Genomic DNA, 13,905 nt, shown 5'->3' with positions numbered 1-13,905 from the left:
CCTCCTGCTTCAGCTTCGCTGCCAGCTCCTTCAACTCCATGCCCACGCGCTCCTCCTGCTTCGAATCGAGCGCTCACCTCCGCACGTCATCCTCCTCCCGTCACGACGGGGTCGGGCGAGGAGGTACGCCCGTGGTGACGCAATCCTCTCCCTCCAGTCCGGAGGCAAGCCCCCAGAAGACGCTCACCTTCACGGTGGGGGCAAGCGATCCGGCGGGCTCCGCGCTCACGTTCGCCTGGACCGCCAGCGCGGGCTTGCTGGGCACGGCCACGACGGAGGACTCCAGCAGCAGCGTTGCTTGGACGGCCCCCTCGTGTGTCAACGCGGGCCCTCCCAGCCTCACGGCCACTGTCACTAATGCGTTCGGCCAGAAGACCCTCAAGACCTTCGTGGTGACGGGCCTGCCGGTGTGTGTCCCCGAGGGCTGGACCTCCACGGGGGCGCTGCTCGTACCGCGCTTCTTTCATTCGGCGACAGTGCTCGCGAATGGGAAGGTGCTCGTCGCGTCAGGCCGCAACAGCACGGGCGGCACCCTGACTGCGGAGCTGTATGATCCGGGGACAGGCACCTGGAGCCCTACGGGCTCCCTGTCGGAAATCAGGGGCCCCACCACGGCAACCGTGCTGCTCAGCGGCAAGGTGCTCATCGTGGGCAGCAGCTCGATCCTTAGTGAGCTGTACGATCCGGCCACGGGCACCTGGAGCCCCGCCGGTTACAGGTCCTCCCCGCGCCAGGGGCATGTGATGGCATTGCTGCCCGATGGCAGGGTGTTCATCGCGGGAGGATATAGCTACGACTACGAAGGGACGGCGGAGTTGTACGATCCGGCCACGCGCGCTTGGAGCCTCACCGGCGCCATGTCCACGCCGCGCGACATGCTCGCGGGGGCGCTGCTGCCCGATGGCAAGGTGCTCGTCTCGGGAGGGCTCCAGAGCGGGGGACTCTCCCTGGAAACGGCGGAACTCTACAATCCGGCCACGGGCACCTGGAGCCCCACGGGCTCCATGTCGGCCGGGCGCGACAGCCATACGGCGACGCTGCTGCCCGATGGCAAGGTGCTCGTCTCTGGGGGGCATGGCGCGGGCGCGAATGGAAACATCGCGACAGCGGAACTCTACGAACCCGCCACGGGCACCTGGAGCCCCACGGGTTCCATGACCCATGCGCGCTACGGGCACAGGGCGGCGTTGCTGCCCAATGGCAAGGTACTCGTCTTGGGAGGGGTCAATTCCAACGGTGCCCCCATCTACACCCCGGAGGTGTACGACCCCGCCACGGGGAAGTGGAGCCTGGCGCTGCGCATGCCCACGCTGCGCGGCGGGCCCACGTTGACGGTGCTGCCCGGCGGCAAGGTCCTGGTTTCGGGGGGATACAACAACGGCAACACCGCCATGGCGACGGTCGAGCTGTACACCCCGCAGATGTGACGAATCACATGATGGTGGACGAACACCTACCCGGCGGAGCGGTTTGAGCGGCGCGGGCCAAAGTCCTACGCTGCGTCCCATATGAAGGCGATGCTCCTGTCCCTGCTCTTCCTCGGCGCCGCGCCGTCCGGCCCCGCGCCGTCGTCCCTGCCCCCCGAAGCGCTGGGGGCACCCCCGCTCGTGGATGCGTCTCCGACCGCGTGGTCGTGCACCATCGACACGTTGCGCGCGGGCAAGGAGTGCGTGTTCGAGGCGGAGGTGCCGCCTGCCAGGGGTGCGAACACGGACGTGGAGTCCGCTAACATCAAGCTGCTGAAGGACGCGTCGCGCGCCCTCTGCTCGGAGGCCGTGAGCATCGCGCGCGACGGCACGCCCGACCCCAAGCTCGTCGCCGTCTGCGAGCGCAAGTACGCGGACGTCGTGGGCCGCTGCGGCATCGAAGGCAATACGCCGGTGGTGGATGCCAAGGGCCGCTTCGCGCCCGCGGCCCGCGCCTGCTACCGCGCGCTGTCCTCCGTGCTCCAGGACGTGCAGCTGATGGCCTCCGTGGCCTCCACCTGTTGTGAGTGCGCCGCGCGCAGCCAGTGCCCCGGCAACGGAGAGAGCTGCTACGCGGCCGTGTCGCGGCAGCAGGCCGGGCCCACCACGCTCGCGTGCATGGACGAGCGCTGCCACGACGCGTGCTCGATGATGCTGCCCCCATCCGCGTCCATTCCGCGCCAGTCGCCGTCGCGCGCGAGCCAGCAGCACACCGACTCCGCCGCGCTGTAGCGCGCCCACCGAGCCGTCGCACTCCAAGGAGCCTCGCGCCATGCCCCGTCTTCCGTTGCTGACCCTCCTGGGTGCGCTCGCCACCGGCTGCGGTGCCTCGCACTCCCACGTCGCGCTGGAGGACCGCGCCCTCACGGACGCACCTCCGCCGCGGACGCCGCCCCCCGCGCCCCGGCGCTCCGTCGCCGCGGAGGAACCGCCCCTGTCGCCGCATGACGCCCGCGCGTTCCTGGCCCGCTACTCCACGCCCGCCGCGTGCGAGACCGCCGCCCGCAGGCTCCAGGCGACCTCTCGCGACGACGCGTGGCTGGCCCTGAAGGTATGCGCGGAGGCCCCTGGCTTCACCCAGCTGGGCGCCGTGCTGGGCAGCGCGTGGGCGGAGGACCTGCGCGTGCGGCCGGACGCCGCCAACCTCATCGCCCGCGTGGTGGCCCAGCGCGGCGGCAGCGTGGACGGCGAGCTGCGCCTGCTCCACGCGCGCAAGGTGCCCATCTTCTCGCTCGCGTCCGCCGTCGCCCAGCCGGACACCTACCGCGGCCGCTACGTGCTCCTGCGCGCGCAGGTGGCGGACCAGCGCTCGGAAGGGGAGCGCCCCACGCTGTGGCTGGTGGAGCAGGGCCTCCAGTCCGTGGCCTCCCGCCGCGAGGTCGGCGTCGCCTACCACTCCGACACCGTGACGGAGGCCTCCGGCGACCTGGGCGGACGCACGGCGCTCACCGGCGAGGGCCGCGTGGGCGGCTCCATCTTCACCCGCGAGAGCAACACCCAGTCCGCCTCCGAGCGCACCTACGACAACCTCTCCGAGGAGACCGGCCGCGAGGCCCTGGGCCGGCTGGCCGCGCCGGATCCCTTCCTGGAGACCCGCCGCGACTACGTCATCCTCGCGCGCTTCGACGGCCTGCGCGTCACCTCCGGCATGACCACCGACGACGAGGACGAGGGCCCGAAGATCCCCGTGCTCACCATCGTCAGCTACCACCTGCCGCAGTCGCTCGCCGTCTACTGACGGGCCGCCGCGCCCGTCAGCGCTTCACCGGCGCCGCGGTCGCCGTCGCCGTCAAATCCCGCGACGGCGTGCCGGAGTAGATCTCCACGTCCGTGGCCACCCACGACCCCAGCCGCTCGCCGTAGGTCGTGTGCACCAGCACGCCCGGGTGCAGCTGGGCGCGGGCCACGCGCTTGCCATCGCGCAGGATTCGCGTGGACGGAGCCACCACGAACGGCCGCTCCACGCCGTCGTCGTCGCGCACCGTGAAGCCCCGCGCGCCCGAAAGCGTCACCGTGCCGTAGAAGTCCGGCACGTCCTCGGCCACCACCGCGCCCGCGCTTCCGCTCCCGCCGGTGCCTTCCTCCGTCGGAACCTCCGCCCGGGTCTGGAACACCGCGATCGGCGGCACCATGCCGCTCTCCGCGACGGCCCCGTCCCGCGACTGGCACGCGCTGCCGCCCAGCACGAGCCCTCCGACGACGAACAGCCACCTCCCCCATCCCTGGCGCATGGCACCCACCTCTCGTGCGTTGGTGCTCCCAAGATGGGGCGGAAACCCGGTCCGACAACCACCCCCGGCAGGGAGGTCCGCCCCAGTGTCACCCGGGCCACGGGGACCGTGACCGCGAGTGGGGGCAGGGGAGCGCCGTCAGTCCGGACCGGACACCAGCCCGTGCTTTCGCAGGAGCTTCCGCAGGTAGACGCGGTCGATGCCCGCCTCGCGCGACGCCTTGGAGACGTTGCCGCCGCACCGCTCGAGCAGCGTGCGCAGGTAGTCGCGCTCGAAGCCTTCGATGAGGCGCTCCTTCGCTTCCTTGAAGGGCAGCTCCAGCGCCAGCGACAGCGTGTCCTCCGGGTCCAGGTCCGGCGACAGGGCAGGGCGCGGAACCGGCGTGTCCGGCAGCTCCGGCAGCGCCGACTCGCCCAGGCTCACCACCCGGTCCACCACGTTGCGCAGCTCCCGCACGTTGCCCGGCCACGGGTACTGGGCCAGCAGGGCGCGCGTCTGGTCCGACAGGGCGCTGGGCGGCTTGCCCATCCGCTCCAGCACGGTGTCGATGAGCAGCGGGATGTCCTCCGGCCGCTCGCGCAGGGGCGGCAGCGTCGCGCGCAGCACCGCGAGCCGGTGGAACAGGTCGCCGCGGAAGCGGCCCGCCTTCACCGCTCCCTCCAGATCCTGGTGCGTGGCCGCCACCACCCGCACGTTCACCGAGCGGTAGTCGTTGGCGCCCACCCGCTTCACCTGCCGGCGCTCCAGCGCGCGCAACAGCCGGGGCTGCACTTCCAGGGGTAGCTCGCCGACTTCATCCAGGAAGAGGGTGCCGCCATGGGCGCGCTCGAAGGCGCCCGCCCGGTCCGCCTGCGCGCCGGTGAAGGCGCCCTTCACGTGGCCGAACAGCTCCGACTCCAAGAGCTGCGGCGCCACGCCCGCCAGGTCCACGATGACGAAGGGCCCCTTGGAGCGCCCTCCATGCAGGTGCAGTCCTTCCGCGCACAGCTCCTTGCCGGTGCCCGTCTCGCCCTGGATGAGCACGTCGGACTCGCCCTGGGCCACGCGCTCCAGCAGGGTGAACACCTCGCGCATCCGGCGGCTCTGGCCCACCAGGTTGCCGAAGCGTTCGCGGTTGGACAGGGGCAGGGTGTGCGCCTTCTCTCCCTCCGGGACGAGCTTCAGCTCCGTGGTGCCCAGCGTGAGCACCGCGCCGGGGCGCACCTCCAGGGTGGTGAAGCGCATGCCCTCGCAGAACGAGCCGTTGCGCGAGCCCACGTCCACCGCCTGGATGCTGTCCTCGCGCACGTCCAGCAGCAGGTGGCTGCGGGACACCGCGCGGTCCGCGATGATCACATCCGAGCTGGCGTCCGCGCCCACCCGGTAGCGTCCTGGCGCCAGCGGGTAGCTCTGGCCCGCGTCCGGGCCGGACAGCACCAACAGCCGCACCCGCACCCGCGCGGAGCGCATCGCCGGCAGGGCGTCCGTGCGCAGCTGCCGGTCTTCCTCCCCGCTGTCGTCCCCGAAGCGCGCCACGGCGCGGACCATAACATACGGAAACAGAAAGGCCCGGCCTCCCCGCACGCACCGGAAAGGTGCGTACTGGAAGAGGACGGGCCCGGGAGGAGTCCAGGGGCAGCGCGGCGGTCAGGCCGGCGGCTTCGCGTGCTTGTAGAAGAGCACCAGCGTGTAGCAGTGGAACTCGTTGTCGGAGGACTGGCAGACGACCCGGTCCACGATCTCCAGGTCCGCGTTGCTCTTGATCCAGCGGGTGACGTTCTCACCCAACTCTTCCCGCTCCTTGGCCTTCGTCGCGGAGAAGACCTTCACGCCCGTGAACATCGCCTGCCACTCCTTGTGGGTGGTGAGAAAAGGCTTGACCGGGGGTTATCGCACACGCCGTTTCGGGGTGTCAAAAATGCTGCGGTCCAAAAGTCGTGATCCGCGAGGGAGCGGGGGAGCGGGGTGGGGTGGGGGTTTGCAGGTGCACCGGCATGCATAGGTTCACCCGGTCGCACCCGGTTCATGGATTGGGGCGGGGCCCGGGGCCATTTCCGGCTCCAGGGGCATGGGCGGAAAAAGGGGGCAGGACCGTGGACATGAAGACGAAGAAGGACCTGGCGGTCGATTTCATCAACACCATCCGCACCATGGAGCCGAGCGCGCTCAACGCCCTCATCGTGAAGGAAGCGGGCGAGGAGCTGGCGCAGTTCTTCCTGAACTACAGCGCGAACCTCATCTCCAAGGATCCGTCCCGGGTGCTGGAGAACACGTCCTCGCTGATGCTGATGGGCTACCTCATCCGCACGTACGAAGAGAAGAACAGCCAGGCCAAGCAGGGCAACTTCCAGTCCTACGCGTACGCCTGAGGGGCCGTGCGCGCGGGCTCGACAGGCCCCGGGAGGCCTGTTAGGCACGCGTCGCCCATGCTCATCGACCTACACGCCCATTCCCACCTGTCCAAGGGGTGCGACCTGGAGCCGCGCGCCGTGCTGGAGCGGGCGGCCATGTTCGGCCTGGACGCGGTGGCGTTCACCGAGACGAACACCCAGGACGGCTGCGACGAGCTCTTCGAGATCGGCGCCAAATCCAAGGTGAAGGTCTTCGTGGGCCTGGAGCTCGTCACGGACCGGGGTCAGTACCTGTGCTTCTTCCCGAAGCCGGAGCTGGCGCCGGAGCCCGTGCAGATGTGGGGCAGCAACCGGGAGAAGCCCTGGAGCGCCGCCGAGTGCCTGCCCAAGGTGAAGGCGCTGGGCGCGGCCATCGTCGCGGCCCGCCCCTTCGACCGCGACGTGCCCAACCCCGCCATGGACTACGTGCGCTCGCTGTCCGGCGTGCTGTGCGCCGTGGAGGGCTACAACGCCAAGGTGAAGCAGACGGCCAATGACCTGGCCGTGGAGGCCGCCGAGGTCCTCAAGGTCCCCTGCGTGGGCGGTAGCGACGCGCGCGGCTCCCTGGACGAGATGGGCCGCGGCGCCACCTTCTTCAAGCGCGACGTGCTCACCCAGGCGCAGCTGGTGGAGGAGCTCCTCAAGGGCGACTACTGGCCGGTGATGGCCGGTGAGCTGCCCCGCCTCACGCGGCCGGGCGAGGCCCAGGCCCAGCGCAAGGGCGGTGGCGGCGGCGGCAAGAAGCAGCACCGCCGCGGCGGCCGGCGCTAGGAACTCAAGGCAGGATGGATTTGCCTGCCTCTTCCGCGCGCACCAGCTTCCCGTCGGCGAGGAACGCCTTGCGGCGCTCGCCGGTGTAGCGCCACTCCTCGTTCTTCGCGGTGCCCTCCAGCGTGCGGCGCACGGACTCCGGCGGGCCCCAGGCCATGCGCACCGCGTCCGCGGGCATGTCCGGCACCAGCGTCTTGGTGCGCACGGCCTCCTTCACCGCCGCGCTGAAGCCGTTGAGCTGCTCCGTGAGCGGGTGGAGGGACAGCGTGTTCCCCAGCTCCGCGCGGAACGCGTCCTGCCGGTCGAGGTTGGGCGGCAGCACCAGCACCACCTGCTCGCCCGCGGGGGCGCCCTCCACCGTCACGTACACCCACGGCCAGGTGCGCGGGGAGTAGAGGACGCGCTCGGTGACGACCCACGCGGTGGGGAACTCCACCTTGGTGATCCGCACGCGCGAGCCGGCGGGGAGGGTGGCCTGGATGGGGCCGGGGTTGATGGGCTTGCCCTGGGTGTCGTCCACCAGCCGCACGTCCTCCGGCGGGTAGGGCGTGAGCAGCCGCTTGGACGCGTCCCCGAAGAAGGGCGTCAGGTAGGCGGAGACGCGCAGGTACTGCTCCGCGTCCGGGCCGCTGAGGCCGCGGTCCAACGCGGCGCGGTCCTCGGGGGACATGCGGGTGGCGGACGCGCAGCCGGCGGTGAATGCGGCCACGAGCGGCACCAGGAACAGCGACGACAGCGAGCGGAAGGAACGCGGCATGGCACCTGGAGGCACGCGGGGTGGGACGCGCGCGCTTTCAGGTGTCTGCTTAACCTAGCGGCTGGCCTGCGTCAGCGCTGGCGTGTCCGTCGCCGCGAGCTTGCCGTTGCGGCAGCCGCGCTGCGGAGGACACACGGGGCCGCGGCCATGCGGGTCCGCGACCAGGAGGAACCGCCCCTGCCCCCGCGCATCCGTCAGCTCCGGATGGCCGCACAGTGCGCAATGGCGGGGGGGACGCTTCGAGGGAGGGAAGGGCACGCGTGAAGTCTGCGGCCTCCCCGCGCCCCCAGCGAATTTTCAGCCGGGGGCGGTGGAGCGCGGGCGCTACGACTTGTCGCCGGACGCGGACGGAGTGCTCGGCGCGGCCGCGGGAGCGCTGGGCGCCGCCGTGCTCGTGCCGCTGCTCGCCGGCGAGGATGAAGAAGACGCGGACGCCGACGACGACGACGATGAGGACGACGAACCGCCGCCGTCCTTCTTCGTGGAGCCGTACAGGTCCGAGTACCAGCCGCCACCCTTGAGGTGGAAGCTGGAGCGGCTGACCTGTTTGCTCAGCGTGCCCTGGGCGCCGCACGCGGTGCAGGCGGGGGGCGTCGGGTCGGACATCTTCTGCAGGACGTCGATGGTCTTTCCACAGGCCGAGCAGCCGTACTCGTAGATGGGCATGGGGTGGGTACCTCGTCTCGATGAGTCAGTTCGAAGGGGATTGGGCCTGGGCGGACAGCTGCTTGCGCAGGCCTTCCGTCAGATTCAGGCGTTCGAAGGCGCGGGTGACCAGCTCCGCGGGCGCGCCGTGCTTGCGACCCACGACGTTGGCCAGCGAGTGGAGATCCGTGGCGTCCGGCAGGGCGTCCTTCGCCAGCCGCTCCAGCTCCTTGCGGAGCGCGTCGGCGAAGCGCTTCTGGATGCCCAGGTCCACCAGGTACTTGTCCCGGCCGAGCAGATCCAGCCGGTGGGTGAGGTGGCCCGTGGCCAGCACCTCGTTGCGGAAGCGCTCGCGCAGGGCCTCCACCACCTCCTCCAGCCTGAGCGCGTGGTTGAGCCGCTGCAGCTCGCTGGGGGACAGGCCGAGCGCCCAGGCGACCCGGCCGGTGGCGCCGCGCTGGGACGCGTAGGCGGTCTCGATGTTGTGGCGCTCGCGGGCCTCCAGCGTCTCCATGATGCCGTGCTGGCGCAGCACGTTCTCCATGTCGACCTGGGTCATCTCTCCGCGCGGGCCGTTGTAGCGGTGCTCCAGCGTGCGCAGAAGTGAGTAGCGGTGCTCCGTGGCCTCGATGGCGGCCTCCAGCGTCTCCTTGCCCTCGGCGCGCGTCAGTTCAAGGAACGACAGTCGCTGGGCCTCCACGCGGGTGAAGCGGCCGCGGGGGCGGGGCAGCTCGCGCTTGAGGAAGCGCGGGGCCTCCTCTTCTTCCTGGGGCGCCTGGGGAGCCGGGGCGGGCGCGGCGGTGTCGGCGTCCTCCGCGTCGGTGGTGCGCTTCTTGGGGGCGATGCGCTCCTGGACGGCGGCGGCCTCCGCCTTGGCGCTCTTGCGGCGGCCCGTCTTCGCGTCCGTCTCCTCGGAGGCTGGGGTGGGGAGCGCGAACACAGGCGTCGTGGAGGCGGGCGCGGGGGGCGGCGTCTTCTCCTCGCGCACCTGGGCCAGCTCCTGCGCCACGTCGTAGTAGCCGCACTCCTGGCGCTGGGCCGCGAGCGCCGGCGTCACGCCGCGCAGGATGTCCACCACCGCGAAGGGCCCCAGGGGGGACGTCTCCGGTTCACCGTCCGTGAGGGCGCGGACCCGGAAGTCCTCATCCTCCGTGAGGAGCGCGAGCGCCTCGCGGACCTGCTGTGCGGGGGCCGGAGCCTTCGCGCGTCGGCAGAAGTCCGACACCGCCACCGCCACCGGGGTGGGTACGTCATCGGGCTGCCGTCTTCTCTGCCAGGGACTGATCATGGAAAGGTTCGGAAAATTGCTCGTTTACGAGGGCGGATGCCTCTATCTTCGCGGCCAGACAGGTGTCAATGAGCCAGTCCGGCCTCAATGTAAACAGCTCACGCGCTACGCAAGCCGAAGACACCGGACTCCATGGTAGTCAGCAGGGGAGCGGGCGCTCGCCCAGGCCGGCCGTCGAAATTGTCTTGCGGGAGCAGGCATCCCCACCCCAACACATGGGGTGCTTCAGAGATTGCAGATGACGACCCATCACCACAGCCACTCCCACTCCCACGGCCCCTCGGACAAGGACAAGGACGAGGTCCTGGCTCGCTACATGGCCCAGCACGGCCTGAAGAGCACGCGCCAGCGCAGCCTCATCATCGACACCTTCTTCGAGGTGGGCGGCCACCTGTCCGTGGAGGAGTTGTGGAACAAGGTGCGCGAGCAGGACACCAAGGTGTCCGTGGCCACCGTCTACCGGACGATGAAGCTGCTCAACGAGTGCGGCCTGGCCCACGCGCGCAACTTCGGTGACGGGCAGACGCGCTACGAGGCGGCGGCGGGGCGCGAGCACCACGACCACCTCATCTGCACGAGCTGCGGCACCATCGTGGAGTTCGAGAACGACCGCATCGAGACGCTCCAGGACGCGGTGGCGCGCAAGCACGGCTTCACGGTGACGTCGCACAAGATGGAGCTGTACGGCTTGTGTCGCGAGTGCCAGCTCCGGGGTGGCCCTCCGGGGACAGAGGCCTGAGCGCGTGAGCCCGGTGCGACGACGCGCGCTCCTGTGCGCGGTGGCGCTGGGCGCACTTTCCCTCACGGGCTGTCGCCACGGCGGGCCGGTGGACGCCGGGCCCGCGTTCTACCGGGCGCTGTGGCTGCCGTCGGTGGGGCCCACGCGCTACGACCCGCGCCAGCTCCCCGGCAAGGTGGTGCTGGTGTCCTTCATGGCCACCTGGTGCTTCCCGTGCCTGGCGGACCAGCCCACGCTCAAGCATCTCCAGGAGACCTACGGTCCCCAGGGCTTCCAGGTCGTCGCGGTGGGGATGGACATCGACGAGGGCCGGGTGCTGGCCCCGTTCGCGAACCACTACGCCTTTCCGTACCCGGTGCTGCTGTCCGACGAGCGGATGCGCGCCGGTGAGAGCGCCTTCGGCCGCATCCGGGCGCTGCCCAGCACGGTGCTGCTGGACAGGCACGGCCGCGCGGTGGCCGCGTGGCAGGGGATCGAGGGCCAGTCGGACGTGGCGAAGGCCATTGAAAAGCTGCTGAAGGCGGACTGATTTCTGGCCCCGCCCGGGGTGCTACAGGGCTGGAGCGGAATTCTTGCGGGCAGGGGGGCCGCTGGTACCTTCGCCGGCGCTCATGACGTCCCGGCGAAAGCTCCTGATGGTGGCGGCGGTGGTGGCGGTGGCCTTGAGCCTCGCTTCGGTGGCGGACGCCAAGGGCTTCCGGCGCTACCTGCGCCTGCGGCAGGACGTGGAGGTGCTCGATGAGCGCAACCGCTCGCTGGCCGCGCAGAACGACGCGCTCCGCAAGGAGATCGCGGCGCTGCGCAAGGATCCGGCGACGCTGGAGCAGTCGGTACGTGAGGAGCTCGGCTACGTGAAGCCGGGCGAAATCGTCTTCCACCTGGAGTCGCCATGACCTCGCTGTCCGTGGTGCCCTCTCCCGCGAAGCTCGTGCGCGCCTTCTTCCGAGCCATCCCCGCGGCGGTGGCGCTGGCCACGTTCGTCCACCTGGCGCGTGGCGGCTTCCGGGGCCTGCACACGCTGGGGTGGACGGAAGCGGCGCTGGTGATGGGGCTGCTCATCGGCATCGGCATGGCGGCGTGGCGCCGGGCCATGCGCTCCTCGGTGGGCGCGGTCATCGACCTGCGCGACGACCTGGAGCTGGGCGGCGGGCTCATCTCCGCGGCCTTCATCGTGGTGGCCATTGGCGGTGGGGAGCTGTTCCCCATCGTCTACCTGTTGATGGCGTTCCTGGTGGCGTTCCTGCCTCGCAACGCGGGCATGACGCTGCTGGGTGTGGCGCTGGTGTACGACGGCCTGGTGACGCTGGGTGGGCAGGTGGTGAACGTCACCGGGTTCCTGACGCACACGCTGTTCCTGGCGCTGTTCGCGGGGCTGTACCACCTGGTGCTGTCCGCGCGGATGTTGGTGGCGAAGCGGGCGGAGTCGGACGCGGTGCAGAAGCGCATCCGCGAGGTGGAGGAGCGCGCGCGCACCTTCCGGTTGGTGTCCTCCGGGACGCAGGACAGCTTCAGCGGGATGAACTCCGACGAGAAGTGGCTGGTCGCGTCGGTGAAGGAGATTGAGGGCGCGGTGCACGCGGCGCTGGAGATCGCGGAGACGGGCCTGCGCACGGACACCTGCGCGGCGTTCCTGCTCACGTCGGACGACCGGAGCCTGAAGCTGTACGACTGCCGCTCGGGTTCGGAGCGGGTGCAGCGCGAGAAGTTCAACGCGGGCGAGGGCATCATCGGCGGGGTGCTGAAGCGCCGCGCGCCGGTGCGGATGAACTCGCCGCAGGGGCTGAAGGGCGTCACGTACTACGAGAGCAGCGGCCCCACGGTGCAGGCGCTGCTGGCGGTGCCCATCCTGGAGGGCAGCGGGCTGGTGCGCGGTGTGCTGGTGGCGGACAAGCTCAAGAACGAGCCGTTCACGGACCAGGACGAGAAGATGCTGACCACCATCGCGGGAGAGGTGCTGCGCTCCATCGAGGTGGAGCGGGTGATGAGCTACATCCGCAAGACGCGCGACGAGAAGGACCGGTTCTTCCGGGCCATCGAGGAGCTGAACCGCGCGGGCAGCCCGGATCAGGTGTTCGTGGCGGTGCTGGAGGCGACGCGGCAGCTGGCGGGGCTGGACTTCTGCGCGGTGACGCTGGTGTCGGAGCAGGATGGCAAGCGCGTGCACCGCGTGGCGCGGATGACGGGCGTCACGGCGCAGGGCAAGGCGCTGGAGGGCCAGACGTTCCAGGACAACAACGGCCTGGTGGCGAACGTGGTGCGCTACGGGGCGCCGCTGCCGGGGCGGGACATCAAGGCGATGGACCGTCAGGTCATCTTCGATGAGGAGACGCAGGTGCGCGGCCTGGGCGCGCTGAAGATCTTCCCGCTGGTGGCGGGGGACCGCATCCTGGGCACGCTGGTGGCGGGGTCGCGCAAGAAGGCGGCGTTCGAGCAGGACGTGCTGCGGATGATCGAAGTCATCGCCATCCAGGCGGCGCAGGCGGTGTTGCGCGCGCAGCTCTACGAGCAGATGGAGAAGATGGCGACGACGGACGGCCTCACGGGCCTGCTGAATCACCGCACGTTCCAGTCGCGCGCGGACGACATCCTGGCGCAGGCGCGGCGGTACAACCGCAAGTGCTCCATCATGTTGACGGACGTGGACCACTTCAAGAGCGTGAACGACACCTACGGCCACCCGACGGGCGACCAGGTGCTCAAGGGCGTGGCGCGCATCATCAAGACGCTGGCGCGGGACACGGACGTCGTCGCCCGCTACGGCGGCGAGGAGTTCGTGATGGTGATGCCGGAGACGGACGTGCAGGGCGCGAAGATCATCGCGGAGCGCATCCGCGAGGCGGTGATGGCGGAGGTGTTCCAGACGGAGATGGGCCCGCTGCGCATCACGATGTCGCTGGGCATCGCGACGTTCCCGGACAACGCCATGGAGAAGCAGCAGATGATCGACCTGGCGGACCAGTGCCTGTACCACTCGAAGCGCAACGGCCGGAACCAGTCCGTGACGGTGGCGCAGATGCAGGGTGGCCGGAAGCTGGCGGCGGTCGCGGAGTAGGGCGGTTCAGTCCAGGTCCGCGAGCTGGCCTTGCGCGAGCTCGCGGTAGTAGGGCACGACCTCCACGGCGAGCAGCTCGCGCATCTGCTGGCGCGCGCCGTCCAGGTCGCCCTGGTCGCGCAAGCGATACATGCGGTGGAGCGCGTCGCCCAGGCGCCGTGAGCCCTCCGTGACGCGCTGTCGCATCTGGTGGAGGAGGGTGAGCGCGGCCTCCGGGGTGCGCAGGCCCGCTTCCACCTCTGCGGCACTCATGGCCACGGAAGGACCCGCGCGTCGCAGGAGCGTGCGAAGGGCGTCGTCCAGGACGATGGAGCCCTCTTGCTGGGCGCGCGTGTCGAGCACCCGGAGTTGATGCCAGTCGCCTTCGAGGTCTTCGACCATGGCTCATTTCCTGGAGGTGGGGGCGCACGCCTTGAATGGCCATTCCTGCTGCCCCTCGCAGTATCGCAGGCAGTCATAGTACTACCCGGTCACTTGAATCCAGGTGGCGGGCGTGATCTACGGTCGGGATGACACCCGCGCAGCTCAAGAAGCTGGACGAGGCGCTGGGCGCCTACCTTGAGGAGATGGTCGCCGGCATGGGGCGA

16 protein-coding genes are annotated in these 13,905 nt (G+C 70.3%); 9 read left to right on the top strand and 7 right to left on the bottom strand.

Annotated elements, in window-relative coordinates; all coding sequences use genetic code 11:
- Nucleotides 1-131 precede the first annotated feature (131 nt).
- The 3 genes from D7X30_RS41085 (at nucleotide 132) to D7X30_RS41075 (ending at nucleotide 3,204) form a co-directional block, all read left to right on the top strand.
- The gene (locus D7X30_RS41085; protein WP_158619479.1) at nucleotides 132-1,427 is read left to right on the top strand and encodes a kelch repeat-containing protein; all 1,296 of its coding nucleotides are present in this window, start codon (nucleotides 132-134) and stop codon (nucleotides 1,425-1,427) included.
- Between the two features lie 81 nt (nucleotides 1,428-1,508).
- Complete coding sequence (locus D7X30_RS41080; RefSeq protein ID WP_120568429.1) at nucleotides 1,509-2,198, top strand: hypothetical protein; 690 nt, start codon at nucleotides 1,509-1,511, stop codon at nucleotides 2,196-2,198.
- Between the two features lie 40 nt (nucleotides 2,199-2,238).
- Nucleotides 2,239-3,204, top strand: coding sequence for a hypothetical protein (locus tag D7X30_RS41075; protein WP_120568428.1), 966 nt, complete (start codon nucleotides 2,239-2,241; stop codon nucleotides 3,202-3,204).
- Between the two features lie 16 nt (nucleotides 3,205-3,220).
- Here the strand turns inward: D7X30_RS41075 and D7X30_RS41070 are convergent, their stop codons facing one another.
- From D7X30_RS41070 to D7X30_RS41060, 3 genes are all read right to left on the bottom strand, one after another.
- Nucleotides 3,221-3,697: a hypothetical protein gene (locus tag D7X30_RS41070; protein WP_120568427.1), complete on the bottom strand. Its 477-nt coding sequence runs from the start codon at nucleotides 3,695-3,697 to the stop codon at nucleotides 3,221-3,223.
- Nucleotides 3,698-3,835: 138 nt separating this feature from the next.
- On the bottom strand, nucleotides 3,836-5,224 hold the full coding sequence (locus D7X30_RS41065; RefSeq protein ID WP_120568426.1) for a sigma 54-interacting transcriptional regulator: 1,389 nt from the start codon (nucleotides 5,222-5,224) through the stop codon (nucleotides 3,836-3,838).
- A gap of 99 nt (nucleotides 5,225-5,323) precedes the next feature.
- Nucleotides 5,324-5,518 carry a hypothetical protein gene (locus D7X30_RS41060; RefSeq protein WP_014397120.1) on the bottom strand — a complete coding sequence of 65 codons (195 nt, stop codon included), beginning with the start codon at nucleotides 5,516-5,518 and terminating at the stop codon, nucleotides 5,324-5,326.
- A gap of 251 nt (nucleotides 5,519-5,769) precedes the next feature.
- On the opposite strand from D7X30_RS41060, the gene D7X30_RS41055 reads away from it, so the two are divergent.
- Together D7X30_RS41055 and D7X30_RS41050 are read left to right on the top strand one after the other, a co-directional pair.
- A complete protein-coding gene (locus tag D7X30_RS41055; RefSeq protein ID WP_043321624.1) occupies nucleotides 5,770-6,045 on the top strand; it encodes a hypothetical protein in 276 nt (91 codons plus the stop codon).
- A 57-nt stretch (nucleotides 6,046-6,102) separates the two neighbouring features.
- The gene (locus tag D7X30_RS41050) at nucleotides 6,103-6,837 is read left to right on the top strand and encodes a PHP domain-containing protein (RefSeq protein WP_120568425.1); all 735 of its coding nucleotides are present in this window, start codon (nucleotides 6,103-6,105) and stop codon (nucleotides 6,835-6,837) included.
- A 4-nt stretch (nucleotides 6,838-6,841) separates the two neighbouring features.
- Here the strand turns inward: D7X30_RS41050 and D7X30_RS41045 are convergent, their stop codons facing one another.
- From D7X30_RS41045 to D7X30_RS41030, 3 genes are all read right to left on the bottom strand, one after another.
- The gene (locus D7X30_RS41045) at nucleotides 6,842-7,594 is read right to left on the bottom strand and encodes a hypothetical protein (RefSeq protein ID WP_120568424.1); all 753 of its coding nucleotides are present in this window, start codon (nucleotides 7,592-7,594) and stop codon (nucleotides 6,842-6,844) included.
- A gap of 324 nt (nucleotides 7,595-7,918) precedes the next feature.
- Nucleotides 7,919-8,260, bottom strand: coding sequence for an FmdB family zinc ribbon protein (locus D7X30_RS41035; protein WP_120568422.1), 342 nt, complete (start codon nucleotides 8,258-8,260; stop codon nucleotides 7,919-7,921).
- Nucleotides 8,261-8,285: 25 nt separating this feature from the next.
- Nucleotides 8,286-9,527 (bottom strand): hypothetical protein, encoded by a 1,242-nt coding sequence (locus tag D7X30_RS41030; protein WP_120568421.1) that lies wholly within the window; start codon nucleotides 9,525-9,527, stop codon nucleotides 8,286-8,288.
- 238 nt (nucleotides 9,528-9,765) lie between these two features.
- Between D7X30_RS41030 and D7X30_RS41025 the strand changes: the two genes are divergently transcribed.
- The 4 genes from D7X30_RS41025 to D7X30_RS41010 all read left to right on the top strand — a co-directional run bounded on the left by D7X30_RS41025 (nucleotide 9,766) and on the right by D7X30_RS41010 (nucleotide 13,318).
- The gene (locus tag D7X30_RS41025; RefSeq protein ID WP_199724704.1) at nucleotides 9,766-10,266 is read left to right on the top strand and encodes a Fur family transcriptional regulator; all 501 of its coding nucleotides are present in this window, start codon (nucleotides 9,766-9,768) and stop codon (nucleotides 10,264-10,266) included.
- A 4-nt stretch (nucleotides 10,267-10,270) separates the two neighbouring features.
- Nucleotides 10,271-10,795 carry a TlpA disulfide reductase family protein gene (locus D7X30_RS41020; RefSeq protein ID WP_120568431.1) on the top strand — a complete coding sequence of 175 codons (525 nt, stop codon included), beginning with the start codon at nucleotides 10,271-10,273 and terminating at the stop codon, nucleotides 10,793-10,795.
- Nucleotides 10,796-10,877: 82 nt separating this feature from the next.
- A complete protein-coding gene (locus tag D7X30_RS41015) occupies nucleotides 10,878-11,159 on the top strand; it encodes a septum formation initiator family protein (RefSeq protein ID WP_120568420.1) in 282 nt (93 codons plus the stop codon).
- The gene (locus D7X30_RS41010; RefSeq protein ID WP_120568419.1) at nucleotides 11,156-13,318 is read left to right on the top strand and encodes a diguanylate cyclase; all 2,163 of its coding nucleotides are present in this window, start codon (nucleotides 11,156-11,158) and stop codon (nucleotides 13,316-13,318) included. Before D7X30_RS41015 ends, D7X30_RS41010 begins: the two co-directional genes overlap by 4 nt.
- A 6-nt stretch (nucleotides 13,319-13,324) precedes the next feature.
- On the opposite strand, the gene D7X30_RS41005 is transcribed toward D7X30_RS41010, so the two are convergent.
- Entirely contained in the window at nucleotides 13,325-13,699 is a 375-nt protein-coding gene (locus D7X30_RS41005) for a DUSAM domain-containing protein (protein WP_120568418.1), read from the bottom strand.
- Nucleotides 13,700-13,905 lie beyond the last annotated feature (206 nt).

This window comes from Corallococcus sp. AB011P (genome assembly GCF_003611605.1).
GTDB classification, from domain to species: Bacteria; Myxococcota; Myxococcia; order Myxococcales; family Myxococcaceae; genus Corallococcus; species Corallococcus coralloides.
This window is presented reverse-complemented; position numbering and strand designations above follow the sequence as displayed.

What these genes read in the sequence shown, in the direction of transcription:
- D7X30_RS41080 (WP_120568429.1), top strand. Translation starts at nt 1,509, where the DNA reads ATGAAGGCGATGCTCCTGTCCCTGCTCTTCCTCGGCGCCGCGCCGTCC.
- D7X30_RS41075 (WP_120568428.1), top strand. Translation starts at nt 2,239, where the DNA reads ATGCCCCGTCTTCCGTTGCTGACCCTCCTGGGTGCGCTCGCCACCGGC.
- D7X30_RS41070 (WP_120568427.1), bottom strand. Translation starts at nt 3,697, where the DNA reads ATGCGCCAGGGATGGGGGAGGTGGCTGTTCGTCGTCGGAGGGCTCGTG.
- D7X30_RS41065 (WP_120568426.1), bottom strand. Translation starts at nt 5,224, where the DNA reads ATGGTCCGCGCCGTGGCGCGCTTCGGGGACGACAGCGGGGAGGAAGAC.
- D7X30_RS41060 (WP_014397120.1), bottom strand. Translation starts at nt 5,518, where the DNA reads ATGTTCACGGGCGTGAAGGTCTTCTCCGCGACGAAGGCCAAGGAGCGG.
- D7X30_RS41050 (WP_120568425.1), top strand. Translation starts at nt 6,103, where the DNA reads ATGCTCATCGACCTACACGCCCATTCCCACCTGTCCAAGGGGTGCGAC.
- D7X30_RS41045 (WP_120568424.1), bottom strand. Translation starts at nt 7,594, where the DNA reads ATGCCGCGTTCCTTCCGCTCGCTGTCGTCGCTGTTCCTGGTGCCGCTC.
- D7X30_RS41035 (WP_120568422.1), bottom strand. Translation starts at nt 8,260, where the DNA reads ATGCCCATCTACGAGTACGGCTGCTCGGCCTGTGGAAAGACCATCGAC.
- D7X30_RS41030 (WP_120568421.1), bottom strand. Translation starts at nt 9,527, where the DNA reads ATGATCAGTCCCTGGCAGAGAAGACGGCAGCCCGATGACGTACCCACC.
- D7X30_RS41025 (WP_199724704.1), top strand. Translation starts at nt 9,766, where the DNA reads ATGACGACCCATCACCACAGCCACTCCCACTCCCACGGCCCCTCGGAC.
- D7X30_RS41015 (WP_120568420.1), top strand. Translation starts at nt 10,878, where the DNA reads ATGACGTCCCGGCGAAAGCTCCTGATGGTGGCGGCGGTGGTGGCGGTG.
- D7X30_RS41010 (WP_120568419.1), top strand. Translation starts at nt 11,156, where the DNA reads ATGACCTCGCTGTCCGTGGTGCCCTCTCCCGCGAAGCTCGTGCGCGCC.
- D7X30_RS41005 (WP_120568418.1), bottom strand. Translation starts at nt 13,699, where the DNA reads ATGGTCGAAGACCTCGAAGGCGACTGGCATCAACTCCGGGTGCTCGAC.